Below are 19,637 nucleotides of genomic sequence, written 5' to 3' on the forward strand. Positions count from 1 at the left end.
TGAATAGTAATCTTAAGTTTGTTATATGCGACTATAAGGTTAATAAGCTCGTAAAAATACATAAAAAAAGCATCCAATTAAACTAATTTGGATGCTTTTTTTATGTAATCTGCATAGGAAAGAGTGGAGGATGAAGAACCCCCACTCATTAAAATTACACTTTCTATTATGTATTAAACCATCGTTACTTTTTCACAATTATTTATTTTTACGACCTGCCTTGGTTCTATATGAGATAAGTCTTCGCTATTACCGATATCCACTACAATTGTATTCGTTAGTATGTTAATAATGGAACCAATTAATTTTGTAGCATGATCGTGTCGATAAGAAAATTGAACAAAATCTCCCTTTTTAAAGTTGTGCTCTTCCATAGATAGATCCCCCTAAAAATAATGTTTATACATTATACATACACAAAATTATAAGTTTTAAACATTTATTAGTACGATTTAAGTGTTAAGCCGAGAAAGGTGTAGAAAATTTATTTATAATGAAAATAAAAAAATATGTTTAAAATTAATTTTTATGGGTAATTAAATAGTAAGAGTTTGAGATAAGGGGGCGGAAATGATGAATTTGGCAATAAATATTTTGCAAAATGATGTAGGTTATACAGTACAACTTAATGGTGAAATTGACGCATATACGGCATCAGATTTGAAAAATAAGATTATGCCTATTGCAAGCGAAAAAGAGGTTCATATTGTAGTAGATTTTACTGAGGTAGAGTATATGGATAGTACAGGTTTAGGTGTGTTTATAGCTCTATTAAAAGCAATTAAGAAAAATGATGGAAAGCTAGAGTTTATTGGTGTATCTAAAAGACTAAAAAGATTATTCGATATTACAGGACTAACAGAAATATTAAATTTGAATTCCGATTTTGAAAAAGTAGAAAGAAGGTGACTAGGGATGATGGAGAGATTTGAAAAGATAGAAATGAAAATTCCTGCAAAGGCAGAATATGTGGCTATTATTCGTTTAACAATGGCTGGTGTTGCGAATCGAATGGGCTTTGCTTATGACGATATAGAAGATATGAAAATTGCTATTAGTGAAGCATGTACAAATATTGTACAACATGCATACAAAGAAGACGTTGGAGAAATTGCAATTGTCTTTGGGCTATATGAAGATCGATTAGAAATTATGGTTGCTGATAATGGGATTAGCTTTGATTTTAGCACCTTAAAAGAGAAAGTTGGTCCGTATGATATTAGTAAACCAGTAGAACATTTGCCGGAAAATGGTTTAGGTTTATATTTAATCAATACGTTAATGGATGATATACAAATTATGCATGATGAGGGCATGACAGTTTTAATGACAAAATATATACAAAGAGAGCAGGTGGAGAATGATGGAAATCCAATCTCAACCTACAAATCTTGCTAAAGAAGACGTTATTAAACTAATTGCAGACTTCCAACAAAACCAATGTGATGAAGCACAGGAAAGATTAGTTCATCACTATAAAAATCTCGTACATTCCATTGCATATCGCTATTCAAAAGGTGGGCCGATGCATGAGGATATTATACAAGTAGGAATGTTAGGGCTCTTAGGCGCAATAAGAAGGTATGATTACTCGATAGGGAATGCTTTTGAGCCGTTTGCAATACCTACGATAGTAGGCGAAATAAAGAAGTATTTACGTGATAAAACTTGGGGTATTCATGTTCCAAGGCGAATTAAAGATTTAGGCGGGAAGATTAAACTTGCGATAGAGGAGCTAACAGATCAACTGCAACGTTCACCGAAGATTATAGAGATTGCGGATCATTTAGAACTATCCGAAGAGGAAGTGCTAGAAATTATGGATGCGAAAAATAATTATCGAGTATCTTCCTTAGACGATGTAGTTGAAAATTCATCTGATGGCAGTTCGGTAGCGAGAATTGAATCTGTAGGTGAAGTAGAGCAAGGATATGAAGAGACAGAAAGACGTCTCGTTTTAAAGGATATTTTTAACGTATTAAATGAGACGGAAAAGAGTGTCATTCATTATATATTTGGAGAGAATTTAAATCAAAAGGATACAGGGGAACGGTTAGGTATTTCACAAATGCACGTTTCTCGTATTAAAAGACAAGCGATAAGTAAATTGAAGCAAGCAGCGTTTTTAGATACATAAAAATTTTAAAGAATTATGTTTAAAACATGAGAAAAGGGGTAGTTATTAAGTATAGGAGGAGATATAAAAATGTCACACGATGTGAAAGAACTAATCGAAGGATTGAATAAAGATTTAGCAGGAGAATACTCGGCAATTATTATGTATAACCATAATGCTGCTACAGTTTCTGGTATATATAGACAAGTGTTAAAACCTTTCTTTGAATCTGAAATTAGTGATGAACAAGGACATGCCCTATATTTAGCGGAGAAAATTAAGACGTTAGGTGGTACACCTACTACGATCCCTTTACCAGTGAAACAAGTAGAAGATGTTAGAGAAATGTTAGAAGAAGCTAGGAAGTCAGAATATGAAACAATTAAGCGTTATGAAACGAGAAAAGAACAGGCCGCGAAATTAAATATGACAGAGTTAGTTGTAAAGTTAGAAGATATGATTGCAGATGAAACAAATCATATGGAAGAGTTAGATCGTCTTTTAAGTGATAAAGCAATGGTGTTAAATTAATTTATAGAGTGAAAGAACAAACTCTCATTTCTAGGGGGTTTGTTCTTTTGCTGTATAAAAAATATGTTTGAGTAGGAAATTTTCATTTTGTAACTGAGTATGTAATACTAGAAAAATAGAAAATGATCATAGATTTACATTTTATATAAGAAAAGGGGAAATAACTTGTGTCCATTTTAATTGTCGATGATAATCCGGTTAACATCTTTGTAATTGAAAAAATTTTAAAACAAGCCGGATATCAGGATCTTGTATCGCTTAATTCTGCACAAGAGCTTTTCGAATACATTCAATTTGGAAAAGATTCTTCCAGGTATAATGAAATTGATTTAATACTATTAGATATTATGATGCCTGAAATTGACGGACTTGAAGTTTGTAGGCGATTACAAAAAGAGGAGAAGTTTAAAGATATTCCTATTATTTTTGTAACAGCTTTAGAAGATGCGAATAAATTAGCTGAAGCGCTTGATATAGGCGCAATGGATTATATTACGAAACCGATAAATAAAGTTGAATTGTTAGCGCGTATGCGTGTAGCATTACGCTTGAAATCGGAATTAAATTGGCATAAAGAACAAGAAGAAAACCTTCGTAATGAATTGGATTTAGCTACACAAGTACAAAGAAACTTATTAAGTAGCCCATTAAGAGAAGATCATATAAAAATTGAAGCAAGCTATTTACCTTCATTCAAACTAGCTGGAGATATGTATTATTGGTATAAAATCGATAAAAACCGCTACGGTATTATATTATTAGATGTGATGGGACATGGTATATCTGCTTCATTAGTTTGTATGTTTATTTCGTCTGTATTACGTGAAACGATTAAATCTTTAATCGATCCAGAACTTGTCATTAAAGACTTAAATAAATATATGACTCTTTTACATAATGAGAATGATAATATTCCATATTATTTTACAGCGATATACTTAGTAGTTGATACAGAAAAGAGAACAATTGAATATGTAAATGCAGGACATCCTTCTGGATACGTTTTAGTCGATGAAGCGAATGTAGTGGAACTAAATCGCGGGGGTTGTGCGGTAGGATTTTTTGATGAAATAAAAGTTGAAAAGACAGTTATACCTTTTGAGGAGAACGCTCAAATATTATTATTTACAGATGGTGTGCTTGAAGCAATTGCAAATGATGAATTTGAGTCTGAAGAGAAATTACGTGCTTTTACAGAAAGAAAATGGGGAGATTTAGAAGAAGAGATAGAAGGGTTTTATAAGGAAGAACAGAAGAAAACACAATCAGATGATATGTGCCTCATTATGATACAAACGAATGCGAAATAAAAAGCGTATGAAATCCAAACAGAGGATTTCATACGCTTTTATTGTATTTTTTGATAGATTTGTTCGTTCGGATTAAACTGGATATAATGCGGCATTATATTTGAAAAACGAAGAGTTTCTTTATTTCCTAAACATAGGAATCCATTGTGGCCTAAACTTTCATAAAATAGTTGCTGTACTTGGTTTTGAAGTTTACCTGTAAAATAAATTAAAACGTTACGGCAAAGTATAATATGAAATTCGTTAAAAGATTGATCAGTTACTAAATTATGTTGCGCAAAGATAATGTTTTGTAAAAGAGATGGATTAAAATAAGCAAAACGATTATCTGTTGAATAGTAGTTAGAAAATGCTTGTGTACCGCCAGCTTGTAAATAGTTTTTCGTATAAGTTTGCATTTTATTTAACGGAAGGATGCCTTGTTTTGCTTTTTCTAACACATTTGTATTCATATCTGTTGCGTAAATAACAGCTTTTTCACTTAATCCTTCTTCGTGAAGTAAGATGGACATGGATAATACTTCTTCACCAGTTGCGCATCCAGCATGCCAAATTCTAATTTCAGGATACTTTTTTAATTCAGGAATGACATGCTCTCTTAGCGCTTTAAAAAAGTTAGGGTTACGGAACATTTCAGTTACATTAATGGAGAAATCATTTAATAACTGTTCTAAAAACCCTTCCTCATGAATTACTTTTTCAATTAACTTTGAAATGGTTGGTATATTAGAGATCTGCATTCGATTACAAATTCTTCTATAAATAGATGTACGAGCATATTGGCGGAAATCGAAGCCAGATAGTTTAAATACCGCTTCTAATAGTAATTCAATTTCTAAGTTCGTGCGCTTATCCATATCGACGGATGGATCAAAATTATAATACTTATTTTCCACTTAAATTAAACCTCACTTATTTTATTAACCATACACTCATTACCGAATAGAGTTGATGTAAATTTAATGGTTTACTTATATAATCTGAAGCGCCAGCAGATAAACATTTCTCTTTATCATTTGGCATTGCTTTCGCAGTTAATGCGATAATAGGTATTTCATGTAACCTTAAGTTCATTCGGATATGTTCCATCGTTTCATAACCGTCCATATTCGGCATCATAATATCCATTAAAATAAGGTCAATATTTGTATTGTTTTTTAGTATGTCTAAACACTCTATGCCATTTTGTGCAGTAATAATGTTGGCATGCTGTTTTTTTAATGCATTTTGTAATGCAAATATATTTCGGTGATCATCATCGACAATTAAAATGGTTTTCTCTTGGAAGACATTATTTGTTTCAGGAGTCACGATAGTTTCCTCCACAACTTCAGCAGGGGTAACATCTTCTATCGTTGCTGCAACCTCTAAATTGGATACTTGTATATCAGTTAATCCATTTGGAAGGTTAGGAATATATACAGTGAAAGTACTGCCTTCTCCTACATTACTCTCTAACGTAATCCAACCACCTAACAATCTAGCAAACTCTTTACAAATAGATAACCCTAAGCCTGTACCACCATATTTCCGAATTGTTGCTCCATCTGCCTGTTGAAAGGCTTCGAAAATGAGTTGCTGCTGTTCTTTAGCGATACCAATACCAGTATCTTTTACTGAAATTGTAATCCAATCATTACTTATAGACTGCATTTCATGACTTAAATTAGTTGCTTCTATTGAATTGAAATGTAAAGAGACGGATCCTTTTTCCGTGAATTTAAATGCATTGGATAATAAGTTTTTAATAATTTGTTCAATCCGTTTTGCATCTGTATAAAATAGATCAGGAATCGTATCACTGTCTTCAATCGTAAATTCGACATTTTTTTGTGCAGCTATATGTAAAAAGTTTTGATGCATACTTGCTGCCATGTCACTTATGTTTGTTGCTTCGAAAATAACATCTAGTTTTCCAGCTTCTACTTTAGATAAATCAAGTATGTCATTAATTAAAGTAAGTAAATCTTTTCCTGATGAATGAATAACAGTTGCTAATTCAATTTCATCGTCGGATAAATGATTATCATGATTTTCTTTTAACATTTCAGATAATAGTAAAATACTATTTAACGGTGTGCGTAATTCATGAGACATATTTGCTAGAAATTCTGATTTGTATTTTGAGCTACGTAATAACTCACTTGCTTTTTCTTCTAATTCTGATTTAGTAATTTGTAAGTCAGCTGTCTTTTGCTCTGCCTCTTCCGTTCTAGACTCTAGTTGTTCATTCGTTGTTCGTAATTCTTCGGCTTGCATTTGTAGTTCTTCAGCTTGCGTTTGCAATTCTTCTGATTGAACTTGCAACTCTTCTGTCATTGCTTGTGATTCATGTAAAAGAGTTTGAATTCGCATACGTCCCATAATACTATGGATTGTTAAACCTAGGTTATCAACAGTTTGTTGAATTAAATCTTGATGTAAGTCTGAAATCTCAGTTACACTTACTAATTCCATTACTGCGATTACTTCATCCTCAAATAAGATAGGGACGACTAGTAGGTTTTTAGGGCGTATTTCTAATAAGCCGCTAGTGACATAACGAAATTCTTCTGGTATTTCTCGAAGAATAAAGCTTTGTTTTTCTAAAGCACATTGTCCAATTAAACCTTCACCCATTTTAATGGATTGTTTTCCAATATCAGCACCTTGATCGGCGAAAGAAGCTTTCTTTACATAGTAGACAGTTTCTTCAATTTCTTCACGTACATAGAATGCACCGCAAGAGGTTTGCGTTTTTTGTATAACTCCACTAAGAATTTTTTTACCTAATATCTCAATAGAAGGTACACCTTGATACATTAAAATTAATTCTGCAAGCTCGGTTTGTAACCACTCTCTTTTAGATATTTCGTCTAGTAGGTGGTTCGTTGTATGAGCAAGATCTTTTATTTCATCCCGTGTGTTTACATGAATTCTTTCCGTAATTTTTTCTTTAGAAGAAATGGATTTAATAGCTTGAATTACGTTTTTAATCGTTTTTGTAATGGAATTCGAAATATAGAGTGAAATGATAATAGAAATACAAGAAAGTAAGAACAATAAACCGTATAACCAAATCTCTAATTTATTATTTTGAGTATCTAATTGTGCAGCTCTTTTTTTCGTTAGTTGTTCCTCTACACTACGGAAGTTAGTTAGCTGCGATTGTAGTGATTGAATTTGAGTCGTGTCAATTGCTTGTACGTTATTACTATTGTGATTCGTAATGAATGGGTGAATCTCTTTATTAATCCAACTAGTAATGTTTTCATTAATCTGTTTTAATTTTTCTTGCTGAGAAGGGTTATCCTCTAATAGAGCTAAAAGATCTTGATAATGTTTTTCGTGATCCTTTTCCGCAGCGTTAAGAGATTGAGCGTAATTTGCATCATTAGAAGTGATAAATCCTTTCGCTTTATTTTCAATTGTTAGTAAATCTTTCTCCACTTGATTCGTTAAATTAAGAACTTTAAAATCGTGATCAATAATAAAATTACGAGATTTTTGTAAACTGGAAATCCCATTGTTTAACATAATGAAAGAAATAAGCAAGAACAAAATGATAACTAAATAACCAGCCATAATTTTGAAGCGAATACTAAATTTTGCTTTCGATTTCATTAAAAATTCCTACCTTCAAGGTTATTCAAAGTTTTCAATTGTAAAGAATGAAAAACGTAATATATATTATATCAGTTTTCATAAGGCCAAACTAGAAATCCCCCTATTGTATTAGGGGGTTCTTTTTTAATAGAGGAAATCATTTTGAAATATAAAAACATATATGAAAAGTAACGATCGAGGGAATAGGGGGATAATAAAACTTTTAAGAAGGAAAGAGTGTTCTTAAAGCTTTTTTTGCATCTATTCCTTCAAAGATAAATAATACAAGCTCTCTCTTTTTTACAGTAAGGAAAAAGGATATTAATGTGCTTAAGCTTTTAATAGAAGTAAGTGTTCCGTGTTTACTTATAAATAAATTCGTTTGAAATGTTGTCATTAAAGCATAAAAATGATGAATCTGCGTTATTGTAGGTGTTTCATTATAAAGAATAGTAGTAGATTGGATTGCATTCATCGAAATATTCCTTTCCATATAATAAGCATAACAATATAAACATACCCGTTTTAAAAAATGTTAAACATATAAATAAGAAAAAATATAATTATAGTATTTTAGGTTTAGAAAGGGTTATGAAGGGTATACATATACTAGAAAGAGATTGACTGAAGATGAATTATAAGAGTTCTAGTCTATAAAAATATACTTTTACTTTAAATAAAAAGGAGTCTGGTATACATGAATGAAATGATGATTAATATTACATTTGATTTAATTTACTTGTTAAGTAGTTCGCTTGTGATCCTTTTATTATTCGCTTTTTTCGTAAATGGTTATGTTAATAAGAAGATTAGTGTATACAGAAATGAAGAAAGATAAAGATACATTATATAAAACTTTAGGAGGTTAATAGTTATGGATGTAGATAGAAAAATAGTAGGTGTTTTTAGAACAATTGATGATGCGGCGTTCGTTATTAATGAATTAAATGATAAAGGATACTCGGCGGATAATATTTCAGCTATTGCGAAGGATCAAAAGGAAATTGAACATCTGGAAGAAAAATCGGGTGAAAAAGTGAATCATGAAACTGCACATAAAGCGGATATCTTTTCAGCGACAGGGCTTGTGGCAGGAGAAGTAGCAGGCGGACTCGGTGGTTTATTAACAGGTCTTGGTATACTTGCCGTTTCTGGAATGGGTCCAATCGTAGCAGCGGGACCTATCGCAGCAGCTATTGGAGGAGCCGGTATTGGCGGAGGAGCTGGAAGTTTAATAGGAGCATTTATCGGATTAGGAATTCCCGAAGAACATGCTAAGAAATATGAAGAATACATTTACGATGGAAATATATTAATTTTAGTAGATGCAAAATTAGATGATAAGTTAGAAATCTATAAAATATTTGATAAGCATAATGCGTATAACTCTGATTTCTTTAAATAATATGTACGTCACATATTTAAACATAATGAATATCGTTTTTGATCTTACAACTTTGGCACGGCCGAGGAGTCGTATGACTATAAGAGAGGAAGGGCTTATAGTAAAAGATCAAGTTTAAGAGAGAAGGGGTGTCTTTTCGTGATTGTAAAAATATTAAAGGATAGTAGTAATAGTTTCCTTTGTACGGTTCAAAATAAAAATGGAGAGCAGTATGTGAAGAAATGGTTTAGTAAACAGGAAAACAATGAAGAATTAGGGCGACCAACCTTTAAAGAAGTGGAAAAGGATTGGAAAGAAAATAGAAAATCGTTTATGTATCCTAACGTAAAAGCGGTTTATTAAATAATAGCCGTTTCATTCTTACAAAATTGTCACACTCCTGTAAGGTAATTCAATAGATTAGATACTTTTTCTGTGTCATAATAAAGACATAAGAAAGCGCATTAAAAAACTACAACATATTAGGAGAGTGTCAGTCATGATTGTAACAACAACGTCTGGAATTCAAGGTAAAGAAATTATTGAGTATATCGATATTGTAAATGGTGAAGCTATTATGGGTGCAAATATTGTCCGCGACTTATTCGCTTCCGTTCGTGATGTTGTCGGTGGTCGTGCTGGTTCTTACGAAAGCAAGCTAAAAGAAGCTCGTGATATCGCAATGGATGAAATGAAAGAACTTGCAAAACAAAAAGGTGCGAACGCTATCGTTGGTATTGACGTAGATTACGAAGTTGTTCGTGATGGAATGTTAATGGTTGCTGTAAGTGGTACAGCTGTACGTATATAAGTAAATAAAAAACAGGCTCCCCCTTGAAGTTCATGCTTTGAGGGGATTTTTTTGTTTCATGACTACAGTTAAAATGAATAAGAGTTGATGGCGAATGTACTGGCTCGCTAAAATGATATAACAGCTTAAGGGATAAGCTGAAAAAAAACTATACTGTACATATGTTTAAAATAAGTAAAACGTTATTGTAAAAAATGCTAGGATTGCTCCTAGCATTTCGTGAGGGGGTATTGCACGGGAATTTAGATAATAAGCAGACGTACCTGCTTATTTCAAATGTAGTATATATTGTTTTCAAGGAGAAAAGTAAGAAATACAACAATCTTTATATATGTTTAACGAGAGTGTTAACTTTATGATAAATAATAAAATTGTTATTTGAGGTAAGGAGAGAAATAATGGTATGAATAACTTTAGAGGGTGTATAGTTTATAGAAATAAACGATTGAGCATGTAAAGAGTTGTATTACATAAAATTTATAATGAATAGAGGGGGTTACATTATGTTTTGGTTAGGATGTTTTTTAGGATATATTGTAGGTTCAGTTATTACATGTGCTCTACTTTACTATGGGTATAGATCCAATGAAAATAAAAAAGCGGATATACAAAAGAGGGAGGAGAGGAAAATCAATAAAAAAGGTGTATAGGATGTGGAAGGTAAGGTGATAACGTTGATGCAAAAATAAAGGACAGTACATATTGTATATGACTACTATGTACTGTCCTCACTTATTTCTTTTGGATTATGAAAAATTATTTCCTGTCTTGCTATAAATTTCATAGGCGAAATAACCAAATAAATAGCCTATTCCAGACCCTAAACTAATGGAAAGCAGTGAGAAGTCCGGGAAAAACATGCCGAAAATCAAACCGATTATACAGCCAACGAGCATTCCTATAGGTATTAAACTGTCTAATAAAATTTGAGCCTCATTTGATTTTTTCTTACCCAATTTGCCGTGCTTATATTTATGTTCCAATCTTTTTATTACAAATACTACAATTCCCCCGACTAGTATAACAGGCCAAATTGCCGAAATTAGCCACATGTTAGAAGCTCCTTTCGCTTTTTAATTAAATTATACCATATATTAACATTTTAAATTTAAGCGGAGACAAGATCTTCTGCATTTCTTTTCCTTTTATTCATGACTAAAGTTAATAGGAATAAAATGAAGCTTAAAAGTGCCATTATAATAAAAACTTGCGTATAACTATTAAAATAGTCACGAGCGATTCCTGCTAGGACAGGAATGAATCCGCCCATAATATATCCTCCTGATTGCATCATAGCAGTCCATGCACTCGCATCTTCTGAAGTTTTTGTTTCATATAGCGGTAGCATAAGAGCGAGTGGAAATACGCCGCCAAGCCCGATACCTAGTAAAATAGAAGGGACCCATGGTGTGGTTAATGGGTAAATCATAAGCGATAAACCTACGAGTACAAAGCATATACTCCCTAATAACCAAAGTGCTCTGTTTTTATAAATATCCGCTAATGTTGGAATTAAAAAGCTGCATATCATTTGAATCACTGTAAAAACAGTTATAAGAGTCCCCGCTTGTTCGCTACTCACACCCATACTTTGATTTGCCGGCGCAAGCCAAGTCGTAATGGAATAAAAGATTCCTGATTGTATCCCGAAAAAGATTGTGAACAACCATGCTTTTTTATTTCTTAAAGGTAAGCTATTATTCTTTTTATTTTGTGTACTCGTATTCTTTTTTCGTTTCATAACGGGATACCAAAACATAATAGCGATAATAGTAAGTACACCCCAAAAAGCGAGTGCCATATTCCAATCGTCTTTTAATACATGTTGTAAAGGAATCGTTAACCCTGCACTTAAAGAAGCACCAGTTCCCATACCTACTGAATATATGCCAATCATTAAGCCGATTTTCGTAGGGAATTTTTCTTTAATAAACCCTGATAGTAACGGGCCTGCAAGTGCAATTCCAATACCGATAAATAAAGAGCTTGTGAATAATGTGGAAATAGAAAAGGTAAAAGCTCTCATACATGTTGCCAAGCCAATTAAAATAAGACAAGCCATAATTGATTTTTCGGCCCCGTATTTTTTAATTACCTTCCCAGTCAGTAAGGCGAATGTCCCCATACAAAAAACAGGAATAGCTGTTAAAAAGCTAACGGAAAAATTGCTTATATTTAAGTCTTGTCGGATTGTTTCTAATACAGGTGAAACAGATGTAATTCCGATACGTAAATTAATAGAAACAAAAAATAGTGCTAGTATATATAAATAAGTTCGTTCTTGATGTTTCAATTTCATTTTCTCCTCTCTTAAACATCAGATGTTATTCGGTATATCATCTGATGTTTGTGTGTAATAGATAAGGAGCTTATTTCAGCTCCAAATTTTGAACGGCGTATGTTCGTGCCTCTTCGGCATTTTGTTTAAAAATAGCTTGGAATAACTTTTCATGAATGTCAGAGTTATCTTCATAGTCCACTGTATTTAATATGAATTGGCTTAAAATGTGGCGAAGGGCAGGTACGAAAGATTGATACAAATCAAGTAGAACTTCGTTTTTGCTCGCCTTTGCAATGGCTAGATGAAACTGAATGTCTGCATCTATGTATGCTACATAATTTCCTTCTTGAAGGGCATGTTTTCTTTTATTCAAATGTCCTTTTAAGTATAAAAGATCCTCGTCGCTTCGGCGCTGTGCCGCTAACATCGCCACTTCTTTATCTAACATATTTCGTGCTTCATACACATGATTTATATTAGCTGCTTGCAGTCGTTTTTCAAATGAATCTTGCGTTGTATTGAGTGAGACAATACGAGTACCTTGTCCTTGTCGAACTTCTAATATGCCAGCATGTACTAATATCTTTATGCTTTCTCGCAGTGTTGAACGTCCTACCCCTAACTCTTCCATTAACTGCGGCTCTGTAGGGAGGCGATCACCAACTTCATACTCGCCAGAAAAGATTTTCTCTTGTAGACGTTCCAACACTTCATCGACTAATTTCCGCCGAGAAACTTTTGAAAAAGATTTCTTTTCGTTCATATTCATCTGCTCATCTCCTGTTATATTCGTTTTTATGATAACCAATTTAAGTTCGGTTGACAATGTTATTTTTTAGGTAGTTGAAATGGGATACTAAAATAGGGTTTATAAGACATAAAAAAATCTATTTTGAAAAAATCAATCAAAATAGATCCTTCAATTGCATTTAATAGCTCGTCAAAAACACTTTCCCTTTCGTTTTCTCAGCAGACTGCACAACATCAACTGCCGCTTTCACATCTGCTAAGTCATACGTAGAATGGACTTTCATAAAATATAATTGTTTGTTTTCCACTAAGCGAATTAAGTGACGAAACGTTTCTTGCCATTTATATGGTGATACTTCTTTATTCCAATGTCGTAAATGAAATATGTTCGCGTGCACTTTTGCTTTCGTGACAATCTCTGCCCAGTTCACTTGTATTCCTGATAGAAGACCAATTGTTAAAAAGTGCCCGTTTGGACGTAAGGAAAAAGCTAATTCATTTCCATCTGGTCCTCCGATAGAGTCAATCGCAGCATCTGCACCGAGCCCGTTTGTTAATTCCATAACTTTTTCATAAAGCGGGGCAGTGGAGGTATCAATTACATACTCAGCACCAAGGCGTAGTAATTCTTCTGTATGCTTATTATTTCTTGTAACAGCAATTAATCGGAAGTTTAAAATTTGTGATAACTGCGCGAAAAGATGACCAATAGCGGATCCACAAGCGTTCACTAATAAAACGTCATCCTGTTTTAAATTTAGTGTTTCTGTACATGTAACCCAAGCTGTAAGGGGATTAATATACATTTGTGCCGCTGTAAAATCATCGATAGAATCAGGGATAGGGACTACAAAATCAGCTGACGTCTTCACATACTCTTGCCAAGTACCTTCCCCACGTAACGGTAAAACACGTTTACCGATAAGGTCTCTAGAAACGAAAGAGCCAACATCTTCTACAATGCCAACACCTTCATAGCCAGGTATGCTAGGTAAAGGGATTTTATGTGCGTACGCTCCGGTTACTGGAATTAAGTCAGATGGATTAATCGGTCTAACTAACATACGAACTAAAACTTCATTATCTTTTAATGGTTCTATATTTTTATATTCTACTTGTAATACATCTTTTGGGTTACCAAACTTGTGAAATTGAATGTGTTTTCCGTGCAAAGTAATGTTCCCCCTTAGTGTAGTTGGATTTATTATAACACCTGTAGTTCAATTGCTTGTTTCATTTACATGTAGGAGGGGATATGTGCAAAATAAAAAGGAAGCAACCGCAGCTGCTTCCTACATCTATTAAGCCGAAGCCTTCTTCATTCTCTCAAGTAAACTAGATAAAATATGTGTACGATAAGATTCTAGTTTTTTACCTTCATAAGTACGAATACCTAATTTTTTAAGTTCTTTTACATACCAACCTTTGCTTCCGAAATACATGTGATCGCTCCCCTTCAACTTTGTTTTTACCCCGCATTAACGGGCAGTAAGACTCCCACCTTGAAATTGGGCTATGAAGCAAAGCAGTTAGGTGGGAGTCTTACTGCCCGTAAATGCCCGATTGGTTCAACTAATAATCATTTGGGATGAAAAGATTCCCCAATGATTAAAGTTTCACTTTATCTGTTCTGATTGCATATGGAGGTACAGGTAATATAATGAAGGAAATGAATTTCGCGCGAAAATGGTTAACTTTGTTGCAAAAGACATATATACTAAGGATAGTATATAACGAGGTGGGCAAGACGTGATTATAGAGAAGCACGAAATTCAAATTGACCAAATTACGAGCGGTAAAGTGAATATCTTTACTTTCTATAGGAATAGAAAGCAAGTTGATGATCATTTTTTACGATTGCAAGAACCATCGCTTACAGCAAACTACTTCTTCCATTTTCATTTTGATGCAGAGAGCTTGCATCTACTGCAGGAAGAGTTTCCGAGCGTATATCCGTACAACGGTAGTGAAACGATTCACGACTGGACGGAAAAGATGAAAGCAGAATTGCAACATCAGATCCAAACAGGAAAATGGAATAAGCGCGTACGTATCGGTAATCGCATTCTAGATGTGGTGTTTACGTGGTGTGACGAAGATATAGTAGAGTGAAAAAGAAGCGGATGACGCTTCTTTTTTTAGCGCTGGAATAAAACGAGCTTACCTGCAGAAGATGTGCAGCGATGTGTTTTTTCATACAATCCTTTTTCTTGTAAAATAGATTCACCTTTTGCTTTCGCTTCTTTTTCAGTTGCCGCCTCGAATGATTCGTCTAATGCTTTAGAACCATCTTTTTCAAAGACTGTTAGAACGTATACTCCCATGAAAATTCCCTCCAATAATAAAAATCAGAATCTTATAACTATTTTGGCATAAATCGCTAGAATATGCAAAGAAATATATGACATTGCGTGTTACAATAAAGTGAAACTTTAACTAGTGGGGAGTTTTTTCATCCCCACTAGTTATTAGTTGAACCAATCGGGTATTTATGGGCAGTTTACTTTCAGATTGGCTTCTTTGCCTACTGCCCGTTAATACGGGGTAAAGTGAAACTTTAATCAGTGGGGAGTTTTTTATTTCCTGCTTATTACTAGTTTTCACCAATTGAGCATGTAGTGTTTGTGTTCATGCGGATAAAATGAAACTTTTGAAATATAGAAAGGATCGTTATTTGTGAAACAAGTGAAGTTTATACATGCGGCTGATTTGCATTTGGATAGTCCGTTTAAAGGAATGGAGATGAATGTACCGCAGTCTGTTTGGGAGAGAATGAAGCAGAGTACGTTTGAATCGTTCGAGCGTATTGTTGATAAAGCGATTCAAGAGCGCGTTGATTTCGTATTACTAGCCGGGGATTTGTATGATGCGGAGACGAGAAGTTTGAGAGCGCAAGTGTTTGTGCGCGAGCAAATGAAGAGACTGTCGCAGTATGATATCCCTGTTTTTATTATTCACGGTAACCACGATCATTTAGGGGGAAGCTGGGCAGCAATTGAGTTTCCGGAAAATGTTCATGTGTTTACGGAGCCTTATGTAGAAGAGAAATCATTTTATAAAAATGGTGAGTTGTTAGCTTCTATTTACGGGTTTAGTTATTTGCAGCAAGCGGTAACGGATAATATGACAGCGCAGTTTACGAAAATGAGTGATGCGCCTTTTCATATTGGCATGCTTCACGGAAGTGTGGAAGGAGATGCAGAGCATAATCGTTATGCACCGTTTCAAATTCGTGAGCTGAAAGAAAAGCAGTTTGATTATTGGGCTCTTGGTCATATACATAAACGTGAAATTTTATCAGAAGAGCCGTGCATTATTTATCCAGGTAATATACAAGGACGTCATCGTAAGGAGACAGGGGAAAAGGGTTCATACCTGATTGAACTCACGAAACAAGGAACGCACTGTTCATTTTTCCATACGGCGGATGTTGTGTGGGATGAGATAGAAGTGAATATTGATGGACTTGAAACTGTTGATGAACTTATGACGAGCGCATCGAGTGCGATGAATGAGTGCCGAAGAGAAGAGGAAGGGACGCTACTTACTGTCGTATTTACAGGACAAGGCCCACTTTCTCCTTATTTACGTGATGAAAAACGTGTGGAAGAGATCTTTCATATTTTAGCAGCTGGCGAAGAGCGAAAAGACTTCGTATATGCGATGAAGTGGAAAAATGAGACGGTTTCTTTTGCGGAAATCGAGCGTTTGAAAGAGGAAAATCATTTCGTCGGTAGTGTGCTGAAAGAGTTAGAAGCTTTCACCAATATGGACGGCGTATTGCGCAGTATTTGGACATCTCCTGTAGCGCGTAATAGTATTGAATCTTTTACAGAAGAAGAGAAGAAAGAGATTCAAAAGGAAGCAGAAAATATTATTTTAGAGCAATTATTCCAGCAAGAGAGGGATAAGAAATGAGAATTGAAAAACTCCATATTTATGGGTACGGAAAATTAGAAAATGTGGAAATGGATCTGTCAATGCTGACAGTGTTATACGGTGAAAATGAAGCGGGGAAATCGACAATTCGCTCATTTATGAAAAGTATTTTATTCGGTTTTCCAACGAGAGGACAGCGCCGTTATGAGCCGAAAGAAGGCGGCAAGTATGGCGGTGCGATGACTGTGCAAACAGAGAAGTACGGCCGTTTGAAAATTGAACGGTTGCCAAAGACGGCAGCTGGTGAGGTGACCGTTTATTTTGAAGACGGGAAAACGGGCAACGAGGAAATTTTACACGATATATTAAGCGGGATGAATGAAAGTTTATTTGAATCTGTCTTTTCATTTGATATGCACGGCCTTCAAAATATTCATCAGCTCGGCGAAGCGGATATCGGAAATTATTTATTTTCAGCAAGCGCAGTCGGAAGCGATGCGTTATTACAGCTAGATAAAAAGCTAGAAAAAGAAATGGATCAGCGTTTTAAGCCGAGTGGGCGTAAACCTGAAATTAACGTATCACTGCAAGAAATGAAGAAGCTTGAAGAGAAGATGAAAGAGTGGCAATGGAAAATTGGCACGTATGAAAAGCAAGTGGAGCAGTTAAAAGAAAGTGAAGAGCAGCTAGCTTTTGTTCGCGTGGAAAAAGAGAGTGCAGAAAAGCGAAAGCAAGATTATGAAATATTAGCAGTGCTAGAGCCTCTCGTTATTGAAAAGCGTGCGCATGAGAAAGTGTTAGAAAACGAGGGCGGACAATTTCCTGTAAACGGGATGGCGCGCTATGAAGCGATTAAGGCGAAGATGGAGCCGCTTCAATTACAAGTGGATTCACTCCATAAGAAAATAGAGACTGTGCAAACGGAAATTGAATCGATTCAAATAGATGAAGAATTTTTACAAAAAGAAAGTTATGTAGAAGAACTTCGTATGCAGCATATGTCTTACGAAAATGCACGCCAAGAAATGCGTGATATAACAGGAACGATTACGAATATAAAAGAAGAACTGACAGAATTAGAGCAACAAATTGGTGCTACTTTTGAAAAAGAAACAGTTCTTTCGTTTGATATGAGTTTGGCAACGAAAGAGTTAATTACGCAAACGGTGCAAAAGGCGCGCGAACTAGAAACGCAAAAAGTACAGCTTGACGATCGTTTCAAAGTAGCGCAGGAGCAATTAGAAGAACAAGAAGAAAACATAAGACAGGTTAAGCACCAAATGTTAGCGGATGAAGAACGAAATACGCTAGTTGAGAAAGAAAAGTCATTCCAAGATGCGGCGTTTATCGGTATGGGCGCAGAGAGAATGAAGCGCAAGTATGAAGAGAAGGCAGGAGCGGCAGTGCAAAAGAAAAAACAGTGGCAAAGAGTTTGTCTTCTGTTACTTCTTATTAACACAGTCGTTTTATTCACAAGCTTATTTATAGACAACCGCCCGCTCTTATTTATTAGTGTCATTGTTTTTGTAGGGATTGTTCTTGCCCTCGTTTTATATAAAGATCCGTCAAGTGGATTACAAGAAGAGCTTCTTACTCTTCAGCAAAGTGCTGGTGGGAGACAAAGTGAAGAAGCAATGTCAGTTCGTTATCAATTAGAAAAAGATGAAGAGATACGTAAATTATTTGAGCGTGAGTCGTATAAGTTACAGCAAATGGAGCGAGCTTATGATAAAGTCGTTTCATCGTATGAGGAATGGGAGAGAGAAACGTTCCGCATTAGCGAACAAGTAAATGTGTATAAAGTGCGCTATATGTTCCCTGAATTTTATACGTATGCACACATATTGCCGGCGTTTGAGCGTATGGAAAAAATGCAGCAATTATATCGCGAGTTAGAGAAACAAAGTGAGCGGAAATCTTCATTATATGAAATGATTTCGCAATTTGAACATAAACTAGAAACTGTTATCGGTAGTGTGGAATATAGTAAGCTGCACGAGGCGCAAAGCCGTATGCAAAATGAGAAAGAAAAGCGCCAAACTTGTAAGCAGTTAAAAGAGAAGCTTGTGGAATGGCAAGAAGAATATGAGTTCATGCAAGAGCAATTGAAACAACTGTTAGTAGAACGAGATAGTTTATGGCATATCGCACATTCTACAGATGAAGAGATGTTTTTAGAAGCATGTAAACTGGCAGAAAAACGTGAAGATGCTGAGCAGCAAGTCGGGCGTTTATTACCGCAAATTGATCTGTTAGAACAGCGTTTAACGAGTTTATCATTAGCTGAACATTATGAGGCTGACGGTTATGATGAAAAATTAAAGCAAGAAATGACAGCTGCGCAAAATTGTCTTATGAAAGAGAAAGAACTGACAGAGCGTATTGCGAAACATCGTATGGAAATCGCGAATTTAGAAGAAGGTAGTACGTACGGTGATTTACTGCACGAATGGGAAATGAAAAAAGCGCAAGTGCGTGAACAAGTGAAGAAGTGGGCTGCTTATGCGGCCGCAAAGACAGTATTAACGAAAACGAAGCAATATTATCATGAAGTACATCTTCCGCGTATTTTACAAAAATCAGAAGAGTATTTCGTCTATTTAACAGGCGGACGATATAGTAAAATCTTTTCACCGTCAGAGGCAGAACCGTTCATCGTTGAGCGTAACGACGGTATGCGTTTTTACAGTCATGAACTAAGTCAAGCGACAGCAGAGCAGTTATATTTATCGTTACGATTTGCATTAGCGAAAACATTTGAGCATGATTATCCGTTCATTATTGATGATAGTTTCGTGCATTTTGATGCGGTAAGGACGAATCGTACAATTGAACTAATAAAGGAAATTGCGAAAGATAGACAAGTCATCTTCTTTACATGCCATGCGCATTTATTAACGTATTTTACAGAAAAACAGATTATAAAATTAACGCATAAGCGTAAAGAAAATGAGTTGTAGTATGCTATACTAAAAGTAATTGATATGGTG

General features: G+C 34.8%; 23 protein-coding genes. 13 read left to right on the forward strand and 10 right to left on the reverse strand.

Annotated features, from left to right (window positions below; all coding sequences use genetic code 11):
* Nucleotides 1-173: 173 nt before the first annotated feature.
* Complete coding sequence (locus tag JDS99_RS12130) at nt 174-374, reverse strand: methyltransferase (RefSeq protein WP_000390989.1); 201 nt, start codon at nt 372-374, stop codon at nt 174-176.
* A gap of 196 nt (nt 375-570) precedes the next feature.
* On the opposite strand from JDS99_RS12130, the gene rsbV reads away from it, so the two are divergent.
* From rsbV to JDS99_RS12155, 5 genes are all read left to right on the forward strand, one after another.
* The gene (gene rsbV / locus JDS99_RS12135) at nt 571-909 is read left to right on the forward strand and encodes an anti sigma b factor antagonist RsbV (protein ID WP_001999229.1); all 339 of its coding nucleotides are present in this window, start codon (nt 571-573) and stop codon (nt 907-909) included.
* Between the two features lie 6 nt (nt 910-915).
* The gene (rsbW, locus tag JDS99_RS12140; RefSeq protein ID WP_087957589.1) at nt 916-1,398 is read left to right on the forward strand and encodes an anti-sigma B factor RsbW; all 483 of its coding nucleotides are present in this window, start codon (nt 916-918) and stop codon (nt 1,396-1,398) included.
* Nucleotides 1,361-2,137, forward strand: a complete 777-nt coding sequence (gene sigB / locus JDS99_RS12145) for an RNA polymerase sigma factor SigB (RefSeq protein WP_088062268.1) — start codon at nt 1,361-1,363, stop codon at nt 2,135-2,137. The genes rsbW and sigB overlap by 38 nt, the downstream gene beginning before the upstream one ends.
* Nucleotides 2,138-2,206: 69 nt before the next feature.
* Complete coding sequence (locus JDS99_RS12150) at nt 2,207-2,647, forward strand: ferritin-like domain-containing protein (protein WP_088062271.1); 441 nt, start codon at nt 2,207-2,209, stop codon at nt 2,645-2,647.
* Between the two features lie 167 nt (nt 2,648-2,814).
* The gene (locus JDS99_RS12155; RefSeq protein ID WP_088062273.1) at nt 2,815-3,957 is read left to right on the forward strand and encodes a fused response regulator/phosphatase; all 1,143 of its coding nucleotides are present in this window, start codon (nt 2,815-2,817) and stop codon (nt 3,955-3,957) included.
* A gap of 38 nt (nt 3,958-3,995) precedes the next feature.
* Here JDS99_RS12155 and JDS99_RS12160 read toward each other — a convergent pair whose 3' ends face one another.
* From JDS99_RS12160 to JDS99_RS12170, 3 genes are all read right to left on the reverse strand, one after another.
* Entirely contained in the window at nt 3,996-4,853 is an 858-nt protein-coding gene (locus JDS99_RS12160; protein WP_088062275.1) for a CheR family methyltransferase, read from the reverse strand.
* Between the two features lie 16 nt (nt 4,854-4,869).
* Entirely contained in the window at nt 4,870-7,560 is a 2,691-nt protein-coding gene (locus JDS99_RS12165) for an ATP-binding protein (RefSeq protein ID WP_199695133.1), read from the reverse strand.
* Nucleotides 7,561-7,765: 205 nt separating this feature from the next.
* Complete coding sequence (locus JDS99_RS12170; protein ID WP_000991707.1) at nt 7,766-8,017, reverse strand: hypothetical protein; 252 nt, start codon at nt 8,015-8,017, stop codon at nt 7,766-7,768.
* A 222-nt stretch (nt 8,018-8,239) separates the two neighbouring features.
* Here JDS99_RS12170 and JDS99_RS12175 point away from each other — a divergent pair, with 222 nt between their 5' ends.
* The 5 genes from JDS99_RS12175 (at nt 8,240) to JDS99_RS12195 (ending at nt 10,387) form a co-directional block, all read left to right on the forward strand.
* On the forward strand, nt 8,240-8,380 hold the full coding sequence (locus JDS99_RS12175) for a hypothetical protein (RefSeq protein ID WP_080377776.1): 141 nt from the start codon (nt 8,240-8,242) through the stop codon (nt 8,378-8,380).
* 36 nt (nt 8,381-8,416) lie between these two features.
* The gene (locus tag JDS99_RS12180; protein ID WP_199695134.1) at nt 8,417-8,947 is read left to right on the forward strand and encodes a general stress protein; all 531 of its coding nucleotides are present in this window, start codon (nt 8,417-8,419) and stop codon (nt 8,945-8,947) included.
* A gap of 138 nt (nt 8,948-9,085) precedes the next feature.
* Nucleotides 9,086-9,289 carry a DUF4028 family protein gene (locus JDS99_RS12185; protein WP_088062281.1) on the forward strand — a complete coding sequence of 68 codons (204 nt, stop codon included), beginning with the start codon at nt 9,086-9,088 and terminating at the stop codon, nt 9,287-9,289.
* A gap of 136 nt (nt 9,290-9,425) precedes the next feature.
* On the forward strand, nt 9,426-9,737 hold the full coding sequence (locus JDS99_RS12190; protein WP_000637510.1) for a YbjQ family protein: 312 nt from the start codon (nt 9,426-9,428) through the stop codon (nt 9,735-9,737).
* A gap of 503 nt (nt 9,738-10,240) precedes the next feature.
* Entirely contained in the window at nt 10,241-10,387 is a 147-nt protein-coding gene (locus JDS99_RS12195) for a hypothetical protein (protein WP_000498635.1), read from the forward strand.
* Nucleotides 10,388-10,483: 96 nt separating this feature from the next.
* On the opposite strand, the gene JDS99_RS12200 is transcribed toward JDS99_RS12195, so the two are convergent.
* From JDS99_RS12200 to JDS99_RS12220, 5 genes are all read right to left on the reverse strand, one after another.
* Nucleotides 10,484-10,789: a hypothetical protein gene (locus JDS99_RS12200; RefSeq protein ID WP_097906875.1), complete on the reverse strand. Its 306-nt coding sequence runs from the start codon at nt 10,787-10,789 to the stop codon at nt 10,484-10,486.
* A 56-nt stretch (nt 10,790-10,845) separates the two neighbouring features.
* Entirely contained in the window at nt 10,846-12,036 is a 1,191-nt protein-coding gene (locus JDS99_RS12205) for an MFS transporter (RefSeq protein WP_199695135.1), read from the reverse strand.
* Between the two features lie 70 nt (nt 12,037-12,106).
* On the reverse strand, nt 12,107-12,787 hold the full coding sequence (locus JDS99_RS12210; RefSeq protein WP_088121492.1) for a FadR/GntR family transcriptional regulator: 681 nt from the start codon (nt 12,785-12,787) through the stop codon (nt 12,107-12,109).
* A 160-nt stretch (nt 12,788-12,947) separates the two neighbouring features.
* Complete coding sequence (locus tag JDS99_RS12215) at nt 12,948-13,940, reverse strand: zinc-dependent alcohol dehydrogenase family protein (protein ID WP_199695136.1); 993 nt, start codon at nt 13,938-13,940, stop codon at nt 12,948-12,950.
* 129 nt (nt 13,941-14,069) lie between these two features.
* The gene (locus tag JDS99_RS12220; protein WP_000273535.1) at nt 14,070-14,210 is read right to left on the reverse strand and encodes a YflJ family protein; all 141 of its coding nucleotides are present in this window, start codon (nt 14,208-14,210) and stop codon (nt 14,070-14,072) included.
* 307 nt (nt 14,211-14,517) lie between these two features.
* Here JDS99_RS12220 and JDS99_RS12225 point away from each other — a divergent pair, with 307 nt between their 5' ends.
* Nucleotides 14,518-14,880: a hypothetical protein gene (locus JDS99_RS12225; RefSeq protein WP_000582797.1), complete on the forward strand. Its 363-nt coding sequence runs from the start codon at nt 14,518-14,520 to the stop codon at nt 14,878-14,880.
* Nucleotides 14,881-14,906: 26 nt separating this feature from the next.
* Here the strand turns inward: JDS99_RS12225 and JDS99_RS12230 are convergent, their stop codons facing one another.
* Entirely contained in the window at nt 14,907-15,092 is a 186-nt protein-coding gene (locus JDS99_RS12230; protein ID WP_000539551.1) for a YhzD family protein, read from the reverse strand.
* Between the two features lie 352 nt (nt 15,093-15,444).
* On the opposite strand from JDS99_RS12230, the gene JDS99_RS12235 reads away from it, so the two are divergent.
* Both JDS99_RS12235 and JDS99_RS12240 read left to right on the forward strand, forming a co-directional pair.
* A complete protein-coding gene (locus JDS99_RS12235; RefSeq protein WP_098082719.1) occupies nt 15,445-16,686 on the forward strand; it encodes a metallophosphoesterase family protein in 1,242 nt (413 codons plus the stop codon).
* Nucleotides 16,683-19,607, forward strand: a complete 2,925-nt coding sequence (locus tag JDS99_RS12240; protein WP_199695137.1) for an ATP-binding protein — start codon at nt 16,683-16,685, stop codon at nt 19,605-19,607. Before JDS99_RS12235 ends, JDS99_RS12240 begins: the two co-directional genes overlap by 4 nt.
* Nucleotides 19,608-19,637: the final 30 nt, after the last annotated feature.

This window comes from Bacillus cereus group sp. N6 (assembly GCF_016483705.1).
Lineage (GTDB): Bacteria > Bacillota > Bacilli > Bacillales > Bacillaceae_G > Bacillus_A > Bacillus_A wiedmannii.

What these genes read in the sequence shown, in the direction of transcription:
- JDS99_RS12130 (WP_000390989.1), bottom strand. Translation starts at nt 374, where the DNA reads ATGGAAGAGCACAACTTTAAAAAGGGAGATTTTGTTCAATTTTCTTAT.
- rsbV (WP_001999229.1), top strand. Translation starts at nt 571, where the DNA reads ATGATGAATTTGGCAATAAATATTTTGCAAAATGATGTAGGTTATACA.
- rsbW (WP_087957589.1), top strand. Translation starts at nt 916, where the DNA reads ATGATGGAGAGATTTGAAAAGATAGAAATGAAAATTCCTGCAAAGGCA.
- sigB (WP_088062268.1), top strand. Translation starts at nt 1,361, where the DNA reads ATGATGGAAATCCAATCTCAACCTACAAATCTTGCTAAAGAAGACGTT.
- JDS99_RS12150 (WP_088062271.1), top strand. Translation starts at nt 2,207, where the DNA reads ATGTCACACGATGTGAAAGAACTAATCGAAGGATTGAATAAAGATTTA.
- JDS99_RS12165 (WP_199695133.1), bottom strand. Translation starts at nt 7,560, where the DNA reads ATGAAATCGAAAGCAAAATTTAGTATTCGCTTCAAAATTATGGCTGGT.
- JDS99_RS12170 (WP_000991707.1), bottom strand. Translation starts at nt 8,017, where the DNA reads ATGAATGCAATCCAATCTACTACTATTCTTTATAATGAAACACCTACA.
- JDS99_RS12175 (WP_080377776.1), top strand. Translation starts at nt 8,240, where the DNA reads ATGAATGAAATGATGATTAATATTACATTTGATTTAATTTACTTGTTA.
- JDS99_RS12180 (WP_199695134.1), top strand. Translation starts at nt 8,417, where the DNA reads ATGGATGTAGATAGAAAAATAGTAGGTGTTTTTAGAACAATTGATGAT.
- JDS99_RS12190 (WP_000637510.1), top strand. Translation starts at nt 9,426, where the DNA reads ATGATTGTAACAACAACGTCTGGAATTCAAGGTAAAGAAATTATTGAG.
- JDS99_RS12195 (WP_000498635.1), top strand. Translation starts at nt 10,241, where the DNA reads ATGTTTTGGTTAGGATGTTTTTTAGGATATATTGTAGGTTCAGTTATT.
- JDS99_RS12200 (WP_097906875.1), bottom strand. Translation starts at nt 10,789, where the DNA reads ATGTGGCTAATTTCGGCAATTTGGCCTGTTATACTAGTCGGGGGAATT.
- JDS99_RS12205 (WP_199695135.1), bottom strand. Translation starts at nt 12,036, where the DNA reads ATGAAATTGAAACATCAAGAACGAACTTATTTATATATACTAGCACTA.
- JDS99_RS12210 (WP_088121492.1), bottom strand. Translation starts at nt 12,787, where the DNA reads ATGAATATGAACGAAAAGAAATCTTTTTCAAAAGTTTCTCGGCGGAAA.
- JDS99_RS12220 (WP_000273535.1), bottom strand. Translation starts at nt 14,210, where the DNA reads ATGTATTTCGGAAGCAAAGGTTGGTATGTAAAAGAACTTAAAAAATTA.
- JDS99_RS12230 (WP_000539551.1), bottom strand. Translation starts at nt 15,092, where the DNA reads ATGGGAGTATACGTTCTAACAGTCTTTGAAAAAGATGGTTCTAAAGCA.
- JDS99_RS12240 (WP_199695137.1), top strand. Translation starts at nt 16,683, where the DNA reads ATGAGAATTGAAAAACTCCATATTTATGGGTACGGAAAATTAGAAAAT.